The 23,657-nt window shown below is 56.4% G+C and carries 20 protein-coding genes and 1 other RNA gene; 8 read left to right on the forward strand and 13 right to left on the reverse strand.

Annotated elements, in window-relative coordinates; translation table 11 throughout:
• The 5 genes from sucB to O146_RS0110195 form a co-directional block, all read left to right on the forward strand.
• A partial coding sequence (sucB, locus tag O146_RS0110175) for a 2-oxoglutarate dehydrogenase, E2 component, dihydrolipoamide succinyltransferase (RefSeq protein WP_027018399.1) occupies nt 1-1,256 on the forward strand: 1,256 nt, incomplete at its 5' end.
• A 284-nt stretch (nt 1,257-1,540) separates the two neighbouring features.
• Complete coding sequence (locus tag O146_RS11955) at nt 1,541-2,755, forward strand: MFS transporter (RefSeq protein ID WP_244266847.1); 1,215 nt, start codon at nt 1,541-1,543, stop codon at nt 2,753-2,755.
• 45 nt (nt 2,756-2,800) lie between these two features.
• Nucleotides 2,801-3,562, forward strand: a complete 762-nt coding sequence (gene lipB / locus O146_RS0110185) for a lipoyl(octanoyl) transferase LipB (protein ID WP_027018400.1) — start codon at nt 2,801-2,803, stop codon at nt 3,560-3,562.
• Nucleotides 3,563-3,616: 54 nt separating this feature from the next.
• On the forward strand, nt 3,617-4,660 hold the full coding sequence (gene lipA, locus O146_RS0110190; protein WP_021353799.1) for a lipoyl synthase: 1,044 nt from the start codon (nt 3,617-3,619) through the stop codon (nt 4,658-4,660).
• Between the two features lie 195 nt (nt 4,661-4,855).
• Nucleotides 4,856-5,635: a DUF4191 domain-containing protein gene (locus tag O146_RS0110195; RefSeq protein ID WP_023019198.1), complete on the forward strand. Its 780-nt coding sequence runs from the start codon at nt 4,856-4,858 to the stop codon at nt 5,633-5,635.
• 6 nt (nt 5,636-5,641) lie between these two features.
• On the opposite strand, the gene O146_RS0110200 is transcribed toward O146_RS0110195, so the two are convergent.
• The 5 genes from O146_RS0110200 to thrC form a co-directional block, all read right to left on the reverse strand.
• A complete protein-coding gene (locus O146_RS0110200) occupies nt 5,642-6,130 on the reverse strand; it encodes an RDD family protein (RefSeq protein ID WP_027018401.1) in 489 nt (162 codons plus the stop codon).
• Between the two features lie 134 nt (nt 6,131-6,264).
• Complete coding sequence (locus O146_RS0110205) at nt 6,265-7,197, reverse strand: SGNH/GDSL hydrolase family protein (RefSeq protein ID WP_051619406.1); 933 nt, start codon at nt 7,195-7,197, stop codon at nt 6,265-6,267.
• Nucleotides 7,190-7,729 (reverse strand): NUDIX hydrolase, encoded by a 540-nt coding sequence (locus O146_RS0110210; protein WP_023019195.1) that lies wholly within the window; start codon nt 7,727-7,729, stop codon nt 7,190-7,192. The genes O146_RS0110205 and O146_RS0110210 overlap by 8 nt, the downstream gene beginning before the upstream one ends.
• A gap of 18 nt (nt 7,730-7,747) precedes the next feature.
• The gene (locus O146_RS0110215; RefSeq protein WP_051619407.1) at nt 7,748-8,824 is read right to left on the reverse strand and encodes a chymotrypsin family serine protease; all 1,077 of its coding nucleotides are present in this window, start codon (nt 8,822-8,824) and stop codon (nt 7,748-7,750) included.
• 30 nt (nt 8,825-8,854) lie between these two features.
• On the reverse strand, nt 8,855-10,312 hold the full coding sequence (gene thrC / locus O146_RS0110220) for a threonine synthase (protein ID WP_027018404.1): 1,458 nt from the start codon (nt 10,310-10,312) through the stop codon (nt 8,855-8,857).
• A gap of 35 nt (nt 10,313-10,347) precedes the next feature.
• Between thrC and O146_RS0110225 the strand changes: the two genes are divergently transcribed.
• Complete coding sequence (locus O146_RS0110225; RefSeq protein ID WP_081820644.1) at nt 10,348-11,829, forward strand: MFS transporter; 1,482 nt, start codon at nt 10,348-10,350, stop codon at nt 11,827-11,829.
• Here O146_RS0110225 and O146_RS0110230 read toward each other — a convergent pair.
• The 4 genes from O146_RS0110230 to O146_RS0110245 all read right to left on the reverse strand — a co-directional run bounded on the left by O146_RS0110230 (nt 11,735) and on the right by O146_RS0110245 (nt 17,366).
• On the reverse strand, nt 11,735-12,304 hold the full coding sequence (locus tag O146_RS0110230; RefSeq protein WP_023019191.1) for a hypothetical protein: 570 nt from the start codon (nt 12,302-12,304) through the stop codon (nt 11,735-11,737). The genes O146_RS0110225 and O146_RS0110230 overlap by 95 nt on opposite strands.
• Before the next feature lie 209 nt (nt 12,305-12,513).
• On the reverse strand, nt 12,514-15,735 hold the full coding sequence (locus O146_RS0110235) for a bifunctional [glutamine synthetase] adenylyltransferase/[glutamine synthetase]-adenylyl-L-tyrosine phosphorylase (protein WP_027018406.1): 3,222 nt from the start codon (nt 15,733-15,735) through the stop codon (nt 12,514-12,516).
• A 22-nt stretch (nt 15,736-15,757) separates the two neighbouring features.
• Nucleotides 15,758-17,095, reverse strand: coding sequence for a glutamine synthetase family protein (locus tag O146_RS0110240; protein ID WP_027018407.1), 1,338 nt, complete (start codon nt 17,093-17,095; stop codon nt 15,758-15,760).
• A gap of 58 nt (nt 17,096-17,153) precedes the next feature.
• A complete protein-coding gene (locus tag O146_RS0110245) occupies nt 17,154-17,366 on the reverse strand; it encodes a hypothetical protein (protein ID WP_027018408.1) in 213 nt (70 codons plus the stop codon).
• Nucleotides 17,367-17,591: 225 nt separating this feature from the next.
• Here O146_RS0110245 and O146_RS0110255 point away from each other — a divergent pair, with 225 nt between their 5' ends.
• Nucleotides 17,592-18,887, forward strand: a complete 1,296-nt coding sequence (locus O146_RS0110255; protein ID WP_027018409.1) for a galactokinase family protein — start codon at nt 17,592-17,594, stop codon at nt 18,885-18,887.
• On the opposite strand, the gene rnpB is transcribed toward O146_RS0110255, so the two are convergent.
• An RNA gene (gene rnpB / locus O146_RS12270) (RNase P RNA component class A) lies at nt 18,881-19,316 on the reverse strand. The two genes, O146_RS0110255 and rnpB, sit on opposite strands and share 7 nt — an antisense overlap.
• A gap of 104 nt (nt 19,317-19,420) precedes the next feature.
• Nucleotides 19,421-20,485 carry an alcohol dehydrogenase AdhP gene (adhP, locus tag O146_RS0110260; protein ID WP_027018410.1) on the reverse strand — a complete coding sequence of 355 codons (1,065 nt, stop codon included), beginning with the start codon at nt 20,483-20,485 and terminating at the stop codon, nt 19,421-19,423.
• 193 nt (nt 20,486-20,678) lie between these two features.
• Here adhP and O146_RS11960 point away from each other — a divergent pair, with 193 nt between their 5' ends.
• Nucleotides 20,679-21,572, forward strand: a complete 894-nt coding sequence (locus O146_RS11960) for a hypothetical protein (protein ID WP_021353785.1) — start codon at nt 20,679-20,681, stop codon at nt 21,570-21,572.
• On the opposite strand, the gene O146_RS0110270 is transcribed toward O146_RS11960, so the two are convergent.
• Nucleotides 21,569-22,771, reverse strand: a complete 1,203-nt coding sequence (locus tag O146_RS0110270) for a bifunctional RNase H/acid phosphatase (RefSeq protein WP_027018411.1) — start codon at nt 22,769-22,771, stop codon at nt 21,569-21,571. The two genes, O146_RS11960 and O146_RS0110270, sit on opposite strands and share 4 nt — an antisense overlap.
• Before the next feature lie 29 nt (nt 22,772-22,800).
• Nucleotides 22,801-23,562 carry a zinc ribbon domain-containing protein gene (locus tag O146_RS0110275; protein ID WP_024272897.1) on the reverse strand — a complete coding sequence of 254 codons (762 nt, stop codon included), beginning with the start codon at nt 23,560-23,562 and terminating at the stop codon, nt 22,801-22,803.
• Between the last annotated feature and the right edge of the window lie 95 nt (nt 23,563-23,657).

The following is a 23,657-nucleotide window of genomic DNA, read 5'->3' on the forward strand; positions in this document are numbered from 1 at the left end:
CCATCATCGAAATCCTCGCCGAAGAAGACGACACCGTCGAGGTCGGAGAAGTCATCGTCCGCGTTGGCGACGAAAACGCCGCAGCAGACGACTCCAACGAATCCGACGATTCAAAGGATGCAGACAAGAAATCCGCAGACAAGAAGTCCGAGGATAAAGAAGCCGGGTCTGCGAAGAACGATTCTGCGAAGAACGATTCTGCGAAGAAGGATTCTGCGGACAAGAAGCAAGACTCCGACCAAGAAACCAAGAAGGCTAACGAGGGAGCCGCGAAGGATTCAGCGAAGAAGAATTCCGGAAAGGTTCCTTACGTCACCCCGCTGGTACGCAAACTGGCAGATAAGCACGGCGTTGACCTGAGCTCACTGGAAGGTACTGGCGTCGGTGGTCGCATCCGTAAGCAGGATGTTATGGCTGCTGTCGAAGGTAGCTCGGCTGATTCTTCTGCCCAGGACTCTGCGCAGTCTTCCGAAAAGGATGCGAAGAAGGCGGGCTCGAACTGGTCCACCAAGTCAGTGGATCCAGAAAAGGCTGAGCTGCGCGGCACCACGCAAAAGGTTAACCGCATCCGCCAGATCACCGCAGAAAAGATGGTGGAAGCGCTGCAGATTTCCGCTCAGCTGACCCACGTGCAGGAAATCGACATGACTGCTGTGTCGAACCTGCGCAAGGCCAACAAGCAGGCTTTCGCGGACAAGCACGGTTCGAAGTTGACCTTCCTGCCATTCTTCGTCAAGGCCACCGTCGAAGCCCTGGTATCCCATCCGAACGTCAACGCCTCCTACAACGCTGAAAAGAAGGAGATGACCTACCACGCCGACGTCAACGTCGCCATCGCGGTGGATACTCCTAAGGGCTTGTTGACTCCAGTGATCAAGAAGGCACAGGACAAGTCCTTGCCTGAGATCGCCGCTGAGATCATCGACTTGGCTGACCGCGCACGCAACAACAAGTTGAAGCCAAATGACCTCACTGGCGCTACCTTCACGGTCACCAATATTGGTTCCGAAGGTGCGTTGCTGGATACCCCGATTCTGGTTCCGCCACAGGCCGGCATCCTGGGAACGGCAGTCATCGAAAAGCGCCCAGTCGTCGTTACCGAAGACGGCCAGGACGCTATCGCGATCCGCCAGATGTGCTACTTGCCTTTCACCTACGACCACCAGGTCGTCGACGGTGCCGACGCAGGTCGTTTCATCACCACCATCAAGGATCGTCTTGAAACTGCAGACTTCGAGGCTGATTTGGACCTATAAATCGGTCCCCATTCTCTGGATAAACTCCGGAGGACCAATCGCCTAGCGCTGCTAAGCAGCTAGCTGGTGCGCACACCGGGCCTTCCCTCTGTTAGCTCCTGTTCTCGTTACAGGACGCAGAGCAGGAAGGCCCGGTTTTCGTGTTATGAGCTGAATCACGTAACATAACGGTCATCATGTTAAGCACAGTCACATGACCGCACAAGGTAATGAAAGATCACAAACACCGCCGGTCTTGTCGGCGGTCATCGACACACGATCTCCAGTAGCCAAAAGAGGAACACATGCGTATCAGCGATTGGTTAAGAGTTGGCTTAGGTATGTTCGTCGTCGCATTCGGCGCCAACGCCTTTGCTCCACTGATGGTTTCCTACCGCCTGGAAGCCGGGCTTAGCGACGGCCAGGTGACAGCTTTCCTCGCCATCTACATCGTGGGCCTTATCCCCGCTCTGATCATTGGTGGCCCGCTATCAGATAGCTACGGTCGCCGTGCGCTGATTCGCCCCGCACTGGTGCTCTCCTTTTTCGGTTCCGCAGTTTTGGCACTCGGTGCTTTCGGCCCGGCATTTTTTATCGGCGCTGGCCGCTTCATCACAGGTTTAGCTACCGGCCTGGTTATGGCCTCCGGCGCAGCCTGGCTGAAGCAGCTATCAGCTGGACCATCAATCCAGGGTGCGCGCCGCGCGACCATCGCTCTTACTTCCGGTTTTGCTGGCGGACCTCTGGTGGCGGGTCTAGTTGCTGAGTTTTTACCAAAGCCTGATTTGTTCCCCTACCTGCTGCACCTAGTACTAGTAACTCTCATTACTCCGCTGGTATGGAACACCCCGACGGTTACTACTGGTAGTTCCGGCAAGGGCAAACTGTTTGCCAGCCAGGTAGCCACCAAGCGTTTTTGGCTTACCCTAGGCTTGTCCGGTCCGTGGGTATTCGGTGCGGCTTCAACAGCCTTCGCAGTCAACACCCGTTTACTAGAAGCACAGATGGACCATCCGGTCGTCTACACCGGCTCGATCGCTTGTTTGGCTATGGTCTTCGGCAATCTGATTCAGCGGTTCGTTGGCACCTCGCGCACCTACCCGCCAGCGGTCTATGGTCTGTCACTGATCATCGTTGGTATGCTGTGTTCAATCTGCGTTGCCCTCTGGCAAGATTCCATCGTTGGTGTCATCTTCGGGTTGCTAGCGACTATCCCGCTGGGTTTCGCCTACGGCATCCTCATGTCGTCGGGACTACAGGAAGCACAGCGTCAAGCCCCAGACGAAGAACTGGGTGCCGCCAGCGCGTCGTTCTATTCGTTGACCTATATCGGCTTCGTCTTCCCGTTTGTCATCTCTATTTTGGGGCCAGCAATTGGTTACATCATGTGCTTCGCATTTGGTATCGCAATGGCATTGTTTACCATCTTCATGGTGTTACGCTTCGACGGTCGGTTTTTCAAAAAATCCCGGCGGCAGACACAGAAAGACTCGGAAACCACGAATGTAGCCCGCAGCTAGGTGCACGCGCGGCTTGCTCTGACAGGGCGCGTTAAAATGAGCACTATGACTGCCCCGCGTGCTCCGTTTTTCCCCGCTGACCGTTCCATTCGTGCCGAAGAAGCCCTAGAGATTCAAAAGCTAGGAACCGTGGATTACCAAGAAGCTTGGGAGCTGCAAGCGAAATTAGCCAGGCAACGTGCCGACGGAGAGATTCCGGATCAGCTGTTATTTCTCGAGCACCCGGATGTCTACACCGCTGGCAAAAGAACCCAACCTTCCGATATGCCCACTAATGGCTTGCCGACGATCAAGGTCGACCGCGGTGGCCGCATAACGTGGCACGGTCGCGGGCAATTAGTCGTCTACCCCATCATCAAGCTCGCAGAACCGGTCGATGTAGTCGATTACGTGCGTCGCTTAGAAGAAGCCGTCATCGACGCACTGACTACGTTCGGCACCCAAAAAGTGGGCCGAATTGCAGGCCGCTCCGGCGTTTGGGTTCCGCACAGCGTGTCCGCCGTCGACAAGAATGCTTCCAGCAGGGACCGCAAGATCGCGGCACTGGGCATCCGCGTCACTCGTGGCGTCACCATGCATGGGCTGTCGCTGAACTGCAATAACTCGCTGGAATTTTATGAGCACATCGTCGCTTGTGGCATTGACGACGCGGATGTCACCACCTTGTCCTTGGAACATGGACGGGAGGTTACTACTGAAGAAATGATCCCACTACTACACAAGTCATTGGTGCGTGCACTGGCCGGTGACTTAGCCGTTAGCGATCACAGTTTGGATAGTTCGCGAGTCGGCCCATCCCCGCAATAAGGCACAGCGAACCCTGTTCGTCAGAAGCTACAACAAGGCGTAGGCTGGGGCATTATGAGTGTCACCCCCGAAGGGCGCAAACTGCTGCGCATTGAGAAGCGGAACGCAGAAAATCCTATCGAGAAGAAGCCACGCTGGATCCGTAACCAGGTCCGCAACGGCCCGGAATATAAAGACATGAAGGCCAAGGTCGCCGGCGCAGGCTTGCATACCGTGTGCCAAGAGGCTGGCTGCCCGAATATTCACGAGTGCTGGGAGTCGCGTGAGGCCACCTTCTTGATCGGCGGCGATTTGTGTACTCGCAGGTGCGACTTCTGCGATATTAAAACCGGTAAACCTGGTTTGTTAGATACCGACGAACCACGCCGCGTAGCGGAAAATATCCGCGAAATGGATCTGAACTACACCACTGTCACTGGTGTTACTCGTGATGATCTGAAGGATGAAGGCGCCTGGTTGTACGCAGAGATTGTGCGGAAGATCCGGGAGTTAAACCCGAATACCGGTATTGAAAACCTAACTCCTGATTTTTCTGGCAAACCGGATCTGCTGCAAGAGGTTTTCGAAGCCGAACCAGAGGTTTTCGCGCATAACCTGGAAACAGTGCCACGCATCTTCAAGCGCATTCGTCCGGCGTTTCGTTATGATCGCTCGCTCGATGTTATTCGTCAGGCACACGATTATGGCTTAATTACCAAGTCCAACCTGATCTTGGGCATGGGCGAGACCGAGCAGGAAGTTCTCGATACCTTGCAGGATCTGCGTGATGCGGGAACCGACATCATCACCATCACGCAGTACCTACGCCCAGGGCCTCTGTTCCACCCAATTGACCGCTGGGTTCGACCAGAAGAATTTGTGGAACATTCCAAGGCCGCCCGCGAAATGGGCTACGGCGCTGTCATGGCTGGTCCGCTGGTGCGTTCCTCCTACCGCGCTGGCAAATTGTATGTGCAGGCGATGCAGGCTCGCGGCCGTGAACTGCCAGAGCGATTGTCTCACTTGCAGGAGACTTCGCAAGGCCCAACCGCGCAGGAAGCTTCTTCCCTGTTAAGCAAATATGGCGCTTCCCAGGAGACCCCGGTAACCACCCGCTAAGGGCCGTGGATACTAGCTCTTCTACGGAGGAGCGCACCCCGGATAGCAGCGCAGGGGTGCGCTGCTATCCGGCAACGCGCTTCGGGTCCTGCCCGGGGCGCGTTTTCTCGTGGACACTTACTAGTGCGAGTGCTGATTAGTATGAGTGCTGACAGCGTTTTCTAAATTGATTGACTACCCCCTAAAGTGAGAGACATGGCAAAAGACGACAAGGCGAAGCTGAAAGCCCAAAAGCGCGAGGCAAAACAGGCTAAAAAGGCGCAACGCAAACAAACACGCTCGCAAATGTGGCAAGCGTTTAATATGCAGCGTAAGGAAGATAAAGCGCTGATCCCGCTGATGTTGCTGGCGGTAGTTGGCATCGCCGTGGCGTTTTTCTTCATCGGCATGTTGTGGGGCGGCCAGTGGTTTACTTTGCCTTTCGGCATCGTATTAGGTGCTGTCGTGGCCATGTGGATCTTCACTCGTCGTCTGCAGTCCTCAATGTACAAGCGCGTAGAGGATCAACCGGGTGCTGCTGGCTGGACCTTGGATAACCTTCGGAACACCTTTGGCATCGTCTGGTTTAGCAAGCAAGGTGTAGGCATGACGCGTCAGCAGGATTTGCTGCACCGCGTTGTCGGCAACCCGGGCGTGGTTTTTGTCGGTGAGGGCAACCCGAAGCGCTTAGAGAAGATCGTCGACAAGGAACGTCGCCGTATTGATCGCATCGCTGGTGGAGTTCCGGTACATGTGATTTACACCGGCACCGGTGAAGACCAGGTTCCACTCAGCAAACTGCAGCGTAAACTGCTGAAGTTGCCACGTAACTACAGCAAAACTGAGGTCTACGACATCAACGCCCGCATCGAAGCCATGGATGCTGCAGCTGGCCCCGGTGCCGGTATGCCCAAAGGCCCGCTGCCCAGCCAGGCACAGAACCCTTCGGGCATGAACCGCCGCATGCGTCGTATGAACGCGAAAAAGGGAAAATAACTCCAGCTAGTTCGTGCGAATAACGGTGGTTCCTGTCGCACGGTCGTGCATGCCACGGCCGTCGGAATCCACCATCACAGCCGGGAAAAAACATGCGGTAAGCAAGGTGCGCACCACTGCCCGCCATAGGCCGACACGTTCTTCTGCATCAACCCGCGCAACCCCCATGCCGAGCAACATCATGCCCGGGGTGCGGGCAAACAACCAGCCGCACACAATTCCCATAACAATCCAGAGCACATAATTCCATGTGGTGGTTGCTCCTTGGCTCACGTCGCCAAGTCCCAGGCCATAGCGCAAACCAAAAGCCAGCGCCAAGGCAACAAACCAGTCAATAAGCACCGCTAGCGCGCGTTTACCCACCGGTGCCATAGATCCGCGACCATGCCGCGGCATGCCAAGTTTTTCGCCTGGCCACCGACTTGGCGCATTGGGATCTTCATTTTCACCGGGAATGGCCGGCCCATCGAGCCAGCTTCGCTTTCTTTCCGCCATGGTCTCTAATCTACAAGCCAGGTTTAGGGCAGTGAAACCAGACAGAACATTCCTCGGCTGTCGCTGCCGCTTTCCTCGCCTGTCACTGCCGCTAACGATGCTTGCACCCGCTGCAGTGCTATCGGGCAATCCCGCTACCGCAGCGTTGCAACCCGCTGGTGAATTTCCCGGCCCATGGCCGCTTGGCCCGCCGCAGTGGGGTGAAATGGGAACGACCCGGTTTCAATACCAGTCAGATCCACCCAGCGTTGTTGTGGTTGTGCACACACGGTGTGCTTGTCGACGTCATCAGGCAACACAAATTCCGCACCATTGCGGTGGGCGGCTTCTGCAAGTGCGTGGTTGAGCTGGTGAGTCACGCTTTGCAACCACGTGCGGTCGGTTCCCGAAATCGCGGCGATTTCTGCACAGTCATCCCAAGCTGCGAGCAAAGGCAAATAGCCTGTCATTATCACCCGCGCCTGTGGGGCCTCGTTTTCGATGGCCTGAAAAACCTGGTCCAAACGATCAGAAACCACGCCGATTTCGTGCGCTACCTTGCGGTCCAAAAAAGTACTGCAATTGGACGGCTCACCGGTGTGCATCGCTGTCTGGGCACACCACACGAGTTCCCCGAAGCCAATATCATTGCCCCCAATCGTCAGGGTAACGAGCTCTACCGGCTGTTCGGTTTCACGCAAAGCATTTAATTGTGCGGGTACTTCTACCCCGCCGGCTTCGCGGGTTTCTGAAAGATTATCAATAATCGCGCCCTGGCAGCTGCGGTCAATAGCAGTATCCGTTCCCAGCAACTCCGCGACTATTGCTGGGTAATTATCTGGCGAGCGCCGGCAAAAATCAGCAACCGGATCATCTGGGCGTTGCGCACCAGCACGCGAGGCCATGGAAGCAAAAGAATCGCCGAGGGCCACATACGTTCCAATTCCATTGGCACCTAAGTGTTCCACTGGATTTGTCTGCTCGTGGGCAGGCGGTTGGCTTTCGGAAGAGGTGATGCTGCATGCAGTCAGCGCTAATGCACTAACCATAAGCCCGGCCCAGGTGCCACCAAGCCGGGTATTAGCCATTCCGCTTTGTGAATCCTAAGCGTGGGCGAAAACGAGCCGGGTTTTTCATATGCGCTACTGCATCAGCGATAACCAGCCTGTGGCGGGCCGATACAGACTGTGGCAACTGGGCTACGGAACACCATTGCACAGCAACGGATTCATCGTCAGCTACCACCGGCTGCTGATCGTAGTCTCCGAGCAACCTAGCAGATATCGCGGTGTCCATGAACTGGCACACGTCGCCATTGGGGTAGGTTACTGGCCCCACCGCGCCGGTGCCGAGCAAGGCAACTGGTTCGATGTCCAACCCAGTTTCTTCTTTTACCTCCCGCACAGCAGTAGCGTGCGGTTGTTCACCGGGTTCGCATATGCCACCAATCGGCGTCCAATCGCCAGTATCGGCACGCTTAACCAACAGCACCGTCGGAACCTCCCAAATGGGAGCATCGGCAGGCACTTCGCGTATCACCACCGTGGTAGTGGCTGGAACCCACAAGGGTGCATTGCCGATATGTTCACGCAGTTGGGTAATAAATTCCGGGGTTGCCATATCCGTATTCTAGCTGGCTTACCAGGTTTCTGTATTCGCCGCAGCCTCGGGCACCACAGCGTTAATGATGCGCTGAAATTCAGTGGCCGGTGTATACGAGACGCTAATGTCTTCCCCGGCACTATCCCCGGCATTGTGCCCGGATTCTTCCAGGTGACACTGGTGTGTGGCCTGCTGCGTAGTGGTGCCGGAAACCAGCCCGACGATGACTTTTTCGCCATTTATTTCGGTATATACCGGCCCACCAGAATCACCAGTGGTCGCACACAAAGCCGCCCGCGCCGAACGCGCATTCAACACCGCGCCATCATGCGTGTTCAGCTTGCCTAGTGCCTGAGACGCCGTGGTGTGCCCGCACGTGGTACCCGTGATCCTGCCATTCTTGCACACCTGTTCTGGCAGAAAATCAAGCCGTTCCGCGATTGCAGTCGGCATTGGGTGCACCGCAGCATCGGCCCCGCCGGCCAAACTGGCATCGTATGCATTAGCGTTGAGTTCGATAATCGCAACGTCTAAATCTGAAGAATTCAGGGTATACAAATCGGAATAGACAAAAGTACCGATCGGCTCTGCAGGCCAGCGGAATTTATTGTTGCCTTGGCCTGCCCACACCAAGTCGCCTTCGCGCCCACAGTGTGAGGCAGTAACGGCATAACCGGTGCCATTAGCATCAGTAAACGAATACGCAACGGTACAAATATTGTAATTAAATTGCTCACCCGGTGCGGGCACATGGGTAGAAATATCAATGGGCGCTCCTGGCGCCAGCGGCGCATTCACTGGATGAATAATCCGAGTTTGCGATTCTGGTTCTCGGGGTAGGCGTTGGTTGTCCGCACCATTGAGTGCGTCGACTCGCGGCGGAGGCGCCAACCGGGGCTGTGCCACCGCTTGGTCATAATCACCTTGGGCTTCCTGGACTCCGGATCCCCCCGTAGCACCGCCGTTGCTGCCTGCTTGGTTTAGTTCGCCCGCACCAAAATAGGCAGTGCTGCAAGCCGTGGCGAACAGCACTGGAATGGCTAAAGCTGCCACAACACTGCCCCGCCGTGCGGCAGGGCGCGCTGCGTAACTGTGCTGTTCATGCCCGGTCATAGCTACAGAGTATAACCCGGCGAATACTAATTAACGGACTTCTGTTTGCTCAATCGAAGTACGGATGTAGTCCTTAGCCTTCTCGGCATCGTTCGCTAAATCAACAACCTTCCGGCCACCATCCATAATGCCAGCGAAACGCTGTGGCATCGGCGGCGTAGTACCGAGAGCTTCTTCAATAGTTTCGGCGAATTTCACCGGAAGCGCAGTTTCTAAACACACCACGGGGCTGGTGATCTCGTGTTCGGCCACGGCGTCCCACGCGACCTTGATGCCGTCGGCAGTGTGCGGATCGACGACAATGTTGTGGTTCTGCTGTACCTGTGCAATCGTCGCCAAGCGATCCGAGTGCAGCGACCGTCCGGACACAAAACCAAATTCTTCACGCGCGCGAGCGAGCAGATCGTCGGACAGTGCAAAACCTCCATCCTTAATGCGCTGGCCAAACAACTCTGCCACCTGGGCGGCATCACGATCCAACAGGTCCGCAATGAAGCGCTCGAAGTTTGAGGCCCGGGAAATATCCATCGACGGCGAGGAAGTCTCGTGCGTATCCGCGGCAGAGCGAGGCCGATACTGACCTGTACGGAAGAACTCATCAAGCACGTCGTTTTCATTCGTGGCGACGATCAGCCGGTCGATCGGCAGCCCCATCTGCCGGGCGATGTGCCCTGCGCAAATATCACCAAAGTTGCCCGTCGGCACGCTAAACGACACTTTCTGTGCGTAATCACCGGTTGCTTCAGTGACTTTAATCCAGCAAGAGACGTAATAAACGATCTGCGCTAATAACCGCGCCCAGTTGATGGAATTAACCGCGCCGATGCGGTATTCGCGTTTGAAAGCCTCATCCGCGCTAACGGCTTTGACCACGTCCTGGCAATCGTCAAAAACTCCATCCAGCGCAATATTGAAAATATTCTCATCATCCAGCCCGAACATCTGGGCCTGCTGGAACGGGCTCATCCGGCCTTTCGGGGTCAACATGAATACACGGATGCCTTGACGTCCACGCATAGCGTATTCCGCCGAGGATCCAGTATCGCCCGAGGTCGCCCCCAGAATATTCAGCGTGGTTTCGCGCCTCGCTAGCTCATACTCAAACAACTCTCCAAGCAGCTGCATAGCCATGTCTTTAAACGCCGCGGTTGGGCCTTCAGACAAATGGCCGATATAAAACTGCTCATCTAGTTTGGTCACCGGCACAATTTCTTCGTGCGCAAACTTTTCTGTGTTGTAGGCCCGGCGCGCCATGGCTTCGAGTTCGGCGGCAGGAATGTCGTCGACGAATAACTGCAAAATTTCTGCTGCAAGCCCTGCGTATCCACTACTGCGGGAAACTTCCCGCAGATTCGCTAAGGTTTCTGCATCCAGCTGAGGGTACTGCGTAGGTAAGTAAAGCCCGCCGTCGGCTGCGAGGCCACCGAGCAAAATATCGGTAAATTGAGCGGGTTGTGCCTGGGGGTCACGAGTTGAAATATAATCCACGAGTTTCATCTTAGCGTCTACCTACAATGACTTGTATGGAAAATCACGCTTCACCGGCTTCTCATTCAGGAGCTTCACGCTCGGGGTCTTCTCGCCCGGAAGCTAGCCGCCCTCAAGCCTCCGCCACAGAAGCTGTCCCACCTGGTTCTGCCTTAAGCGGTACCTCCCGCGCCGAGATATCCCGGACTGGTGGCTCGGCACCGCACCCCCGCGAGGTAGTCACTGGCCGGGCATTGGTGGTCTGGGTAGCTGGCGTGGCGTGTTACATAGTCGCGATCACAGGTCGCACCTCCTTTGGCGTAGCCGGTGTAGAAGCCATTGCGCGTTTCGATGTGGATGCCTCACGCATCGCGGTTTTCGCGGCAGTGCAATTAGGTGTGTACGCCTTAGCGCAAATTCCCACTGGGCTGGGTATCGATAGGTTTGGCCCGCGTGCGATGGTTATGTTTGGTGCGGTAGTCATGGGGTTGGGGCAGTTTCTGTTGGCCTTGACGACGTCCTACCCGCTGGCGATTGTTGCTCGCGTATTGATCGGCGCCGGTGATGCCTCGGCGTTTTTGGCTGTCATGCGGTTGCTTCCCTATTGGTTCCCTTTGCGCAAGACGCCGTTGTTTACGCAGTTGACCGGCGCGATTGGGCAGACAGGCCAGTTTATTTCCGCTGTGCCATTTTTGGCTTTGCTCGGTAGCGCTGGTTGGACGGGCGCTTTTGTGACCTTGGGTGCGACCAGCATTTTGCTCGCTGGCTTGGCGGGCTTGGCCATTAAAGATCTTCCCGACGTTGATCGGCGCGCAGCGGATGTGCCGGAATCCGGTACGGCTGCTAGCGGACGCGATTCGTTGCGCACCCGCATGCGTACGCTGCTTCGCACACCAGTTGCCTGGCAGGGTTTTTTCATGCACTATTCCTGCCTAATGTTTCAGCTGGTGTTTTTGATGATGTGGGGTTTCCCATTGATGACACTCGGAATGGGGCTCAGCGCACAACAGGCCGGTGCGGTCTTGGCAATTAACACCGTCGTCACCGTGTTTTCTGGGCCGTTGCATGGCATCTTCTCTGCCCGTATCGGCGCTGCCAGGCACTGGGCAGTTGTGGGTTTTTCTGTCACGATCGTGCTCACCTGGGTGGTGTTTTTCGCCAGCGCTACGCCGCGGGGGCTAGCCGCCATCGTGGTGGTTAACGTGATTGTGGCTTTGTGCGCGTCTTCAGCTAATTATGGTTTCGATAACGTGCGCGAGGGAGTATCCCGCGAAGTTGTGGCTACTGCTACTGGTTTAGCGAATATGGGTGGTTTCCTGGCCGGAATGGCGGCATCGCAGGGGATCGGCGTTGTTTTGGATATTTCTTCTGCTGGTGGTGAATACACCTGGGGTGATTTTCAGGTTGCGGCCTTAGCCGCTGGTGTGGTGTGGGCCGTCGGCGTTATTGGGTTGTTGGTTGCTTCGGCATGGCGGAAGTATCCGGGGCCTGCGCATCGGATTCTGCCCCACCGATTACGTGCTCTGCGATCGCACTAGTGGGCGCATCGATCAAACCCAGGTCAAAGGTATAAAGCACTCGGTCTCGGTCCACATAGGAAATTTCGCTGCGCTCTACCGCTTGGTTCAGAATATTTTCGAGAACGATTCGCATGGCAGCACGGTTTTCGTTGTGCACGGTGATGGTGATGTCCGGCCGGTCAGAAGACGTGGCAAGTTCCATGGGCAGCCCCAATGCAGAGGCAAGCTCAGAAAGCCGGTTGGTATAGATTTCTGCCGATATTTCCCCGTTCGGGGTGGCCGCGAAACTGCTGCCAGCAGTTGCATCATCGTCGAACGGGTGTGGCTGATCAGTTAGCATCGCACCGACGGTACGCCCGCTGCGTTGCTCGTCGTTGTGTAAAGCGAATTGCCATGCAAAGACGCCAGCGACGACGGTCACTAGACCGATTACACCCCAGACCCAACGTGTGCTTGTTTTGGGCTTCTGTGTAGGTGCTTGTTGTTGTGGCATTTGGGTAATCTTCCTTGATGCATTTTCACCAATAACGATTCGACATCGTTTAGTCTAACCAGGTTATGTGACCGCAACAGTAGATATTCCTGTCAGTTTGCTAGGTATATCACATTATTTAGCCACCGGAAACAGCTATCTCCAGCTGCACTGGTGGCAGCACCTAGTTAGAGGTTTGCTGGGATGCAGTTTTTTGATAGACGCAGGGCCTATTCGTATTCATAAGAGTCTGGTTCACCCCAGAAAACTTGGTCAACGACCCGGCGCGCGTGTCTGGTTGCCTTCAGATAAGCCTCGAGGAATTCTTGGTTTTCTTCCGGCGCCCACCCGGCAACACCAGCAACTTGGGCCAGGTGGTTGCCGGGTTGTGGCAATTGGTCGACGCGTTTGCCACGCACCAACACCAGCGCGTTGCGGGCATTCGTAGCCATCAACCATGCTTCCCGTAGTTGTGTGACTTCCTTAGCGCTTAAGATTGCGCAATCGCGCAAAGCATCGAGTGCGTCTAACGTTGAGGGGGTGCGTAGTTCGTGGTGTTCTGAGCCGTGCATCATGATCAGTAATTGCACAGTCCATTCCACGTCCGTTAATCCACCTCGGCCGAGCTTGGTGTGAGTATTACGGTCGGCTCCGCGCGGCAGGCGTTCATTATCCACGCGAGCTTTGATTCGGCGAATCTCGCGAATTGTGGCATCAGAAATTCCGCTTGCCGGGTAGCGGAAATCGTTAATCATCTCGATAAAATCCGCCCCGACTTCGGGGTCTCCAGCCACCACATTTGCTCGTAGCAGGGCTTGGATTTCCCAGGCTTCACCCCACTGCGAATAATAGCGTCGGTACGAAGAAATGCTGCGCACCACCGCCCCGCTGCGACCTTCTGGGCGCAGCCCAAGGTCTACCTCCAACGGTGGATCCCCGGAGGGTTTCGCCAGCCGAGCACGCAGCTTGTCGACGATTTTTTTCGCCCAGGCCATCGCCTCGGTCTCATCCTCGCCTTCGGCTGGCTCGGCCACCATGAGGACATCTGCGTCTGAGCCAAAACCAAGTTCTTGGCCTCCCAACCGGCCCATGCCGATCACTGCAATGCGCGCAGGTGGTTCTTCTCGGTCCATCTCACGCAGGCTGGCGCGGACTTCCGCGCGGATTGCTGCTTCTAGTACCGCGTCCCAAATCAAGGAAAGTTCCCGGCACACGCGTTCTACCGGCATGAATCCAAGCTGATCTGCTGCAGCAATACGCGCTAGCTCAACACGCCTTAAGGATCGCGCCACCGCGACCGCCTTGTCTGGGTCCGCGTGGCGTTTCGACGAGTTTACTAGCGATTTCGACACCTGCTGTGGGTTAGTGTCTAAGAACTTCGGTCCGTTCGCACCGTCGGAAAGCAGCTTCACGGTATCCGGCGAATTGATAATGAGTTCTGCCGTGTATGGCGAATTTCCGAGGATCGACATCAAGCGCTTGCCGACGATTCCTTCATCGCGCAACATGCGCAAAAACCAAGCCCTATCGAATGCCGCATCCGATAGTTTGCGGTAGTTCAACAACCCGGCATCAGGATCGGCGGTTTCTCCGAGCCACTCCATCAGCCCAGGCAGTAAAATCGACTGGATGCGGGCTTTTCGGGAGCTACCTGATGCCAGCTTGGTGAGGTGGTCAAATGCGCGCCCTGGGTGTCGGTAACCGAGGGCAGAAAGTTGCAGCTTCGCCGCTGCCGGGGACAGCCGCAGTTCTTCGGCGGACATGGAGGCGACGGCATCCAGCAGCGGCCGGTAAAACAGGCGCGAATGCAGTTCGGAAATGCGCAGGCGGACTTTGCGCAGATGGTTCACCATTAAGTCATAGGATGATTTCGCACCGTGGGCATCGAAGCCGGCCGCGCGTGCCAGCCAACGCAAAGCCTCTGTGTCGTCATCGGCAGGCATCGTGTGCGTGCGACGAAAGCGCTGTAATTGCAGGCGATGTTCCAGCAGCCGCAAAAATTCGTAGGCCTCGATGAGTTGCCAGGAATCTTCGCGCCCAATATAGCCGGCGTTTTTCAGAGCATCTAAAGCTTCCACTGTGGATAAAACCCGCAAACGCTCGTCAGAGCGTCCGTGCACCAGCTGCAGAAGTTGCACCGCAAATTCCACGTCGCGCATGCCGCCGGTACCAAGTTTCAGCTCACGGTTGCGCATGTCTTTCGGCACGTTGGCTAGGACCCGACGACGCATTGCTTGCACGTCTTCGACGAAAGAATCACGCTCCGAGGCAGTCCAGACCATCGGCCGGATGGCGTCCTCGTAGCGACGCCCCAGTGGTAGGTACCCCGTTTGTGCACGGGCTTTCAGCAATGCTTGAAATTCCCAGGTTTCTGCCCAGCGGCGATAATAAGAAATATGTGAATCTAAAGTGCGTACGAGCGCGCCTGATTTGCCCTCCGGGCGCAAGTTGGGGTCGACTTCGAAAAACGCGGCTGAGCCAATGCGGTTAAATTCTGCCGCCAGCCGGGTGGCTTTATTGCTCGCAGGCTCGGCGACGAAGATGACGTCGACATCTGAGATGTAATTCAGCTCCTGCGCACCGCACTTCCCCATCGCGATCACAGCCAAGCGGGCGTCCACGGGTGTAGCCTTTTTTGCGGTGGTTTTCCTTGCCCCTGGCCCTGCCCCGGCCGCTGTCCGGGCCGCCGTCTGCGTCGTCTCCGTCGTCGAATGGCTTCCGGATGTTTTGTCATCTGCATTTTCCGTTGGGTCCGTGGGGTACGGCCCGTAGACTTCCGCGACTGCAACCGCAAGTGCAGCAGTCAAAGCCGCATCCGCCAAACGCGACAGCGCACCGGTAACCGTGCTAAATAACAGTTTTGGTTGCGGCTCAGATTGCCCTTTGCGGGCGAAATAACTGCCAGCGAGATCATGCGCGGCGATCCGAAGCATCAGCGTTCGATAAGCATCGCGTAGCGCAGAAACCGCCTCACTGCCAGTCACCGACGCCCGGTAAGTTCCTGGCGTCGTGAGATCTTTACTGGCCGGGTCGTCTTCCACTGATTCAAGCTCAGCAAAATCTGCGACGTGCGCGCCCACCGATCCCAACATCTGCTGGAACATTTCGTGTTCTTCCGGCAATGGTTTCGTCAACTCTTGCCAAGTCTCCGGGTGTGCGGCAAGGTGATCGCCTAACAAAGTGGATCCACCTAGCAAGGCGAAAAACCGCACGCGCAATGCTTCATCTTCGCACAGGCGTGCGGTCAGTTCGGCGCCATCGTCGGCAAGGTTGCCTGCCATGCGCATGAGTGTATTCAGCGCAAGGTCTTGGTCGGACGCTGCAGCCAAACACCATAAAAGCGTGGTGTGGTCGGGATCGTTCCACCCCAGCCATGCAATATCTTCGCTAGCTTTCGGGCTGGAAAGACCCAGTGTGGCAATCGAGGGAATAGATGGGCGGTTCGAAGTCACAGTATCGCTCAGATCTTCGGGGTTAAATGTTGAGGTTGTTGTGGAGCTCGAAAGGAGTGATGTGTTCCTGATACGCGCGGAATTCTTGCCATTTGGACCGCAAGAAGAATTCGAAGACGTTCTCGCCTAACACTTCTGCCATGAAATCAGACTTTTCGAGTTTGCGCAGAGCATGGTCCAAAGAATTCGGCAAATCAATATAGCCCATCGCCCGGCGTTCGCGGCGCGTGAGCTCTTGCACGTTATCTTCGGCTGGGTCTCCCAGCTCATAGCCTTCCCTGATGCCGCGCAACCCAGCAGCCAGCAACACTGAATAGGCCAAATAAGGGTTTGCCGAAGAATCCAGGCTGCGGATCTCTACCCGACGTGACTCCGGCTTGTTCAACCGGTACGTGGGCACGCGCACCATTGCAGAACGGTTAGACACACCCCAGGTTGCTGCGCCAGGGGCTTCTTTGCCGAGCATCAGCCGCTTATAGGAATTCACCCATTGGTTAGTCACCGCGGTGAGCTCTGGTGCGTGGTGCAAAATACCCGCGATGAACTGCTTGGCCGTCGTCGACAAGCAGAATTCATCATCGGGATCATGGAAAGCGTTGCTATCGCCTTCAAACAAGGACATGTGGGTATGCATGCCCGAGCCGGTCCAGTCTTTGTGCGGTTTGGGCATAAACGTCGCTCGTGCGCCCTGCTGTTGGGCTACCTTTTTGATCAGATAACGGAAGGTCATGATGTTATCCGACATGGTCAGCGCGTCGGTGTGGCGTAGGTCGATTTCTTGCTGCCCCGGGCTGGTTTCGTGGTGCGAAAATTCGGTAACGATGCCAAGGTTTTCCAGCATCTGAATAGCAGTGCGCCGGAATTCTGGTGCCAGGTTCATCGTCGACTGGTCGAAATAACCACCGTTGTCGGTCGGCTGCAGATCAGCTGGATCGTCGGTCTGTTGCAGCAGATAAAACTCAATCTCCGGGCCTACCATGCAGGTAAAACCGTCATCCGCGGCCTCCTGCACTTGGCGACGCAAAATATAGCGCGGATCCACCAGCGACGGGCTGCCATCGGGCTGGACGATATCGCAGAACATGCGCGCTGTCAGCAACGATTCATTTTCGCTTTCCGAAGACATGATCTTGAACGTCGAAGGATCAGGCATCGCAATAGTGTCGGATTCGGCCACACGCGAAAACCCTTCCACGGAGGAACCATCGAAGCCGACGCCCTCCTCAAACGCATTTTCCAGCTCGGCCGGTGACATATCCACGGATTTCAGTGCGCCGGTGATATCGGTAAACCACAGGCGGATAAAACGAACATCGCGTTCTTCAACCGTGCGCAAGACGTAATCGTGTTGGCTGTTCATGAGTCCTAGTCTAGGCAACCGCGGTCACATTGGGCGGGGCGAAAGTCTCTTCTGAGAATTATTTCTCCCAAGCTGCAGGCTGGCCCCAGTCGTCATCGTCTTCTTCTGCCTCATCAGCAGCGTCGTTTCGCCTCCGCGCAATCTCGAACGCATTTTCGGCCAATTCTTTACTGTCATACGGGCCCATGCGATCATTCCACCCAGCGACTTTACCTTCGGTCACCTCCCCAGTAGAGGGGTTGAAAAACCATTGTTCATCTGCGTGTGCCATGTTTTAGTGCTGCTCCTTCATTCGAGTTCCCGGCCATTAGCTTTGCTGCGTAGACAAAAGCCAGAACCATGCCTATTCAGTATAAATCTGACTACCCACCGACACAGCTAAACAGGTAAAATCGCCCGAGATTGCCGAAAACGGATGTGCCCATATCCATATTCTCGATCGGTATTTTCGATTTTCGGTTCGCTATTCCCGATTTCCAAGGAGTTTTCTTCCCCCATGCCACATGCGCCCCAGACGAACGGTTCACCTGACGTTTCACTGGCCGTTTCTGCAGCCGCATGGCACACAGAACTCCATGGTTGTGCCCCAACCTGGCAAGCCGACGCCCCCGCCACCTGGTCACTGATCGGAGAACACGTCGATCACGCAGGCGGCGTCGTACTCATGAGTCTGGCCGCGCAGCGCGCCGCAGTTGCGGTATCTGCCCGCGAGGACCAGCAATTCGTGGTGAACTTTCGCCGCTGCTGGCTTACCGACGGCTCCACCACGCAGGCGTCCACAACCATGGATAAGGTCGCCGAACTGTATTCCCAACAACAACCGGGCATTGATGAATCCGGTAAGCCAACTACCCCACCACTGCCGCGCGGCGGATTGGCCGAGCGCTTAGGCGGGATCGTCTGGATGATGGTGCAGCGCCAACTACTTTCTCGCGAAACCAACGGCATGAATATCACGGTGTTGTCTGAAATCACCCCAGATTCGGGCTTAGGTGAATACGCTGCTATTGATTCCGCTTTAGCGCTGGCATTGCAAGCAGAAACAGCTGATATTGACGAAGCCCCGCTGCGAGCGCGGTTGGCGGAAATCTGCGGGCAGGCCGGCGAGGTGTTTTCCAGCACCGCCACCTTACGTGCACGGTATTCCACGGCCCTGCGTGGAGCTGCTGCACAAATCTCTGTGCTGGATTATGCCGATGGTTCACTCACCAAAGCAGTGCACCCGGTGACGCGAGAATTAGCAGCCTTTGCGGTGACAGTCCCACAGGATGCCGAGTCGCCCGACCAGTCCGACGAAATCCGTTCCCGCCACCGGTTTGTGGAGTCCGCCCAGCATGCATTTGGTGCACAGTCGCTGCGGCTGCTTCCCGACGCCCCGGCGCGCGTTACGCAATGGTTGTCCGCGGTGCACAAGGTACATGGCACCGACGGTGTCCCGGAGCTACATGAGTCGCGCACCTGGTTGGATTTCCACGAAGCGGAAACTGAGCGTGCTCAACAGTTTGCACACGCGCTTCGGTCGCAGCGTTCCCGGGATATTTGGCCATTGCTGCACAGCTCACAGCAGGCTTTACAAGATGATTACACGCTCGATGCTGCCATGGAACTGGCGCAGTTGTGTCAGGTTCGTGGCGCAATCGCCGCGCGGGCGGCTGCTGCGGGAACCTCCAAAGCCGTGATCGCCTACGTCGACAAGAAAAAAGCCGACAACTTCGCGCATGATCTCAGCGCTGATGGCTTGGTGGTCACGCGCTTGTTGCCGGGCGAAGTCGCAAAAATAGTGAGTGAATGAGCCAGCCTATAAGCCGGATTCTGTCCCGCACCGTGGTGGTGCGTGGGCGATCATCCATCTGGGCCGACCATTGCTGGTGACCTCAAGCAGCTACCTTCGAATATCGGGCGAGCAGCCCTCAAGCATTCGAGCAGGCACGCACCGTGGCGCGCCGTGATGCCTTGCTCCCAATGGGGTTTACCTAGCCACGCCAGTCACCTGGCATGCTGGTGCGCTCTTACCGCACCCTTTCACCCTCACCGCCGGACACACCGCGACGAATCGCGAGACACCCGGTGGCGGTCTACTTTCTGTTGCACTTGCCCGCAGGTTGCCCTGGGTTGCTGTTAGCAACCATCGCGCTCTGTGGAGTCCGGACTTTCCTCGACTTTCACTTACGCCGCACGGTTGTCGGCGTAGTTTGTCAGCCGCGATCGCCCGGCCAGCTCATTCACTCGCTCCATCTTCGTCGATAGTCGCGCACCTGTGCAAATGTGCAGTGTTTGGCTGCAACTTGGGCTTGCCCGACGCTTGGCACACGTTGTTTCAACGTTTTAGTCGTAGCGGATGACTTTTCGCCCGTCGATGCTGCCGTCGTGCAGCTGCTTGAACACATCATTGACATCATGGATGCTGCATTCACTGACATCTGGTTTCACCTTGCCACGAGCATAGAAGTCGATCGCTTCGGCAAGGTCCTGGCGAGTGCCGACGAGTGAGCCGCGGATCGTCAATCCTTTTAGCACAATATCGAAAATGGATGCTGGAAATTCCCCTGGCGGTAGACCATTGAAGACGATGGTTCCGCCACGTTTGGCCATCTCGATCGCTTGCCCGAATGCATCAGGGTGCACAGCGGTAACCAGTACCCCATGGCTGCCACCTGCGGTGTAATCCTGCACCGCCTGCACAGGGTCCACTTCGCGGGCGTTGACGGTGAATTCTGCCCCGTGACGTGTCGCGAGTTCCAGTTTAGAATCAGAAATATCCACGGCAATTACACGCATGCCCATCGCGTCGGCGTATTGCACGGCTAGGTGCCCCAGACCGCCGACTCCGGAGATCACGACGAACTGGCCAGGCTTGGTTTCAGTCATTTTCAGACCTTTGTATACGGTCACACCCGCGCAGAGAATCGGCGCGACTTCTACCGGGTCACTACCATCCGGGATGCGCGCGCAGTATCGCGTGTCGACGAGCATGTATTCGCCGAAGCTGCCATCGACGGTATAGCCGCCATATTCTGCATTCACACAGAGGGTTTCCCATCCGGTTAAACAGGATTCACATTCGCCGCATGCGGACCAGAGCCAAGCGTTGCCAACGAGGTCGCCTTCTTTGACGAATTGTTCGCCCGACCCCAGCTTGACGACACGCCCTACGCCTTCGTGTCCTGGAATAAACGGTGGTGTTGGTTTCACTGGCCAATCGCCTTCTGCGGCGTGCAGGTCGGTGTGGCAGATGCCGGAGGCTTCGAGTTTCACGAGTGCTTGGTGCTCGCCGGGCTCTGGTAGGGCGGATTCGCGAACTGTGACGTTAGGGCCGAATTTCTCTACGACTGCTGCTGTGAACTCTTTCGGTGTATGGGTGGGCTGTGTTGCTCTAGTTGGTGCAGTCATTGCTTCTCCTCTGGTTAGTGAGCATCATGCTTGCCATTCTCAGTATAGAAACAAAATCTTTAAATGTGAAGTGAATCACTTATCGGATATTGTTTTCAATTCTTCCCCCATGCGTCGCCGTCAACCAAGCAGGATTTCGTTTGCTCCAAGCACTAAGCTGAAAATAATTCAACCGCAACGAAATCTAACGACTATGAATCTTTCCGGCTCACAGAATCTTTTCGGCTCACACTCAGTCCCCTACCTCGCCGGCATCGTCGCCATCCCGATGATTCTCGCTGGCTGCAGCCCCCAGGATTCCGCCCCTGCGCCCAGCCACACCACCGAAAGCACGATCCAATCAAGCGCGCCGGAAACAGATCACGGGATCCACGATGTATTGACTATCGCTGTTGCTGAGATCACCGCTCAATTTGGTGGGAGCCTCGACATCGCGGCTTATACTGCCGACGGACCTGTTTCCGCTGGCGACAACACTGCACGTCCTGCCTGGTCCAGCAGCAAAGTGCCGTTAGCCATCGCTGCGCTTAATCGCGATCCAAGCTTAGAGCCTGACGCCGCCGCTGCCATCACAGTCTCCGATAACGCAGCGGCAACGCGTTTGTGGCAGTCACTCGGCACCCCTGAGCAAGCAGCCCAGGCAGTCTCTGCGGTCATTGCACAATCTGGCGTGCATGTGGACGTCCCTGTGGTGCCTCCCCGACCAGAATTTTCCGCCTTCGGACAAACCGCATGGACACCTGTGCAGCAAGCGCAATTTGCCGCGTACCTACCGTGTATCGCAGGATCGGAAACTGTCCGCTCCATGATGGGCGCTGTCGTTCCCGCGCAGGCCTATGGCCTAGGACGCTTAGCTATCGAGTTCAAGGGAGGCTGGGGACCAACCCCCTCAGGGGCCTATGAAGTCCGGCAGCTAGGTTTGTTGGCTGGGAAGAATGCTGCTGACAATGGCGTCATCGGTCTCGCACTCACGGCAGAAGCCGCCGACGGTTCCTACGAGACCGCTCAGCGCATGCTCGATGCAGCAGCCGAAAAATTACCGCCGCTGCTTGACAGCCTTCCAGGGACCACCTGCACAAAAAATTAGCGCCGCAAATGCGCAGTTTCGTTCACGCTGAGTACCGCAGATGCCACGGGCGAGTTCTCATCATAAAACTTGACGACGCCAATGCTGGCAAGATCCAAAAACAGGTGACTAAACGTCGCAGGCCCAGCATTCAACGCCTGGCGGGTCAACGATTTAATCGGATTCACGTGGCTGACCACCGCAATGGTTTTACCAGGGTGCTTGGCGACGAGTTGTTTCCGGAATTCTCGTACGCGGCGATGCACCTGCGCGAGTGACTCCCCTGCTGGTGGTGCTAACGACGCATCTGTCACCCAGGCATCGTGCAGCTCCGCATCGTCATCCTGGGCCTGTTGGAAGGTCAGCCCTTCCCATTCGCCAAAGTTTGCTTCGATCAACGCATCGTGCGTTTCTAACTCGGCACCGGTTTTTTCCGCGATCTTTTTCGCTGTCACCTGACACCGCTGCAGTGGAGATGAAACCACCAGGTCAATCACTCCACGCTCAGCAACCGCAGCAGCAGAGTCTTCGGCTTGCTGCTCGCCGACCTCGGTCAGTGCAATATCACTGTGCCCGCAATACCGGTGCTCAGCGGAGTAGGTTGTTTGGCCATGCCGAACCAGAATCAACGTGGTCGGCTGGCAGGTCGCGCCAGTCCACGAGCCGTGTGAGCCCGTACTTGTTGTGTCATCGTCAGAGGAAACAGGGCTTTCACCCGGAACTTCTGTCGGATCTCCACTTTGAGAGTCCGCAGCAGGTTTGGGAGCAGCACCAGCAGCATCACCCCGCTCCACCACGCCCGGCGCGTGTCCTTTAGCTGCAGCATCCATGGCCTCGTTAGACAAGGCATCGGCAACCTTATTGTCGCTACGCCGCACCCAACTAAGATGCACCGCGCCTAACTGTTGCATGAGTTTTTGCGCTTGCAACCCGAGCTGTTTCATATCCGGGTGCTTGATCTTCCACCGGCCATTCATCTGCTCGACGACCAGCCGGGAGTCCATATAAAAATCGACGTCATCCGCCCCCAGCTCCACAGCTGCTTCCAGCCCGCGCAACAAGCCGTGATATTCGGCAACGTTGTTGCTGGCTTTCTTGCCGACGACATAGACGATCTCACGCAGCACGGTGGTGCCATCAGCGGCGTAGACCACGGTGCCAGAACCGGCGATGCCGGGATTGCCGCGCGAGCCACCGTCTGCATAAATGATCAGCTTCATCGCTGCCTACTCCTTATTTTGCCTGCAACTTATTCTGCCTGGCCGCGTACCAGGAAGGTGCCACAATCTGGGCATTCCGGAACGACATCTGGCTTGGCTCCACGTACCGCGGACTGGTCTGCTGGTGGCAGCTGGATGTAGCAGCCGCCGCAACCACGTCCGGTAAAGCGGGCTACGCCCACACCATTTTCGCCCCGGACTTCGTCATAGGCCGCCAACGCTTCAGGGGCTTGTTCTTGCAGTTCTGCGCGTAGTTTCGTGATGTTTTCTAGCGGGTCCGGTTCTTCAGTCTTGACAGCATCCGCAGCATCGGCGGCGCGCTCAGCAGCTTCCAGCTCGTTTTTGGCTTGGTCTACCTTTGCTCCGTGCACGTCACGGTTTTGCCGTAACGCGTGGATCTCGTTGTGGGCTTCTTGCAGTTCACTCATCAAATCCGCGATGCGGGATTTTGTGGTGTACTTGTCGTGTTCTAGGTCTTTCCGGATTTCCGGGTCTTGCTCGGTGGCTAGCTGCTTTTTGTTGTCGATATTGCGACGCTTCAGCTTGCGTTCGTCTTGTTGGATGCGCAAGATCTCAGCTTCCATATCGTCCACTGCCATTTGCGCGGCCGCGGCGGCATCCCGCGCGCGTTTGAGCTTGCTTGCTGCTTTATCGGCTTCGGCGCGTTCTGGCGTGACAGACTTGCGCGTAGCTGCGTCACCAGACCCAGCCTGCGCACCAGCGCTGGCTTGCGCGCGTTCCAGGTTTGCCAGTTCCAGTAACTGTTGTTGCTGTTTCGGGGCTAGCTTCATCATCGTGAGTCTCCGTTAATTTCCGTATTTTCTTTAATCGCGTTTCTTAGCATTTATCGACTGTTGCATTCGCTGCGCTCGCCGCACCCGCTGTG

Origin of the sequence: Corynebacterium pseudodiphtheriticum DSM 44287 (genome assembly GCF_000688415.1) — a bacterium.
In the GTDB taxonomy this organism is placed as follows: domain Bacteria; phylum Actinomycetota; class Actinomycetes; order Mycobacteriales; family Mycobacteriaceae; genus Corynebacterium; species Corynebacterium pseudodiphtheriticum.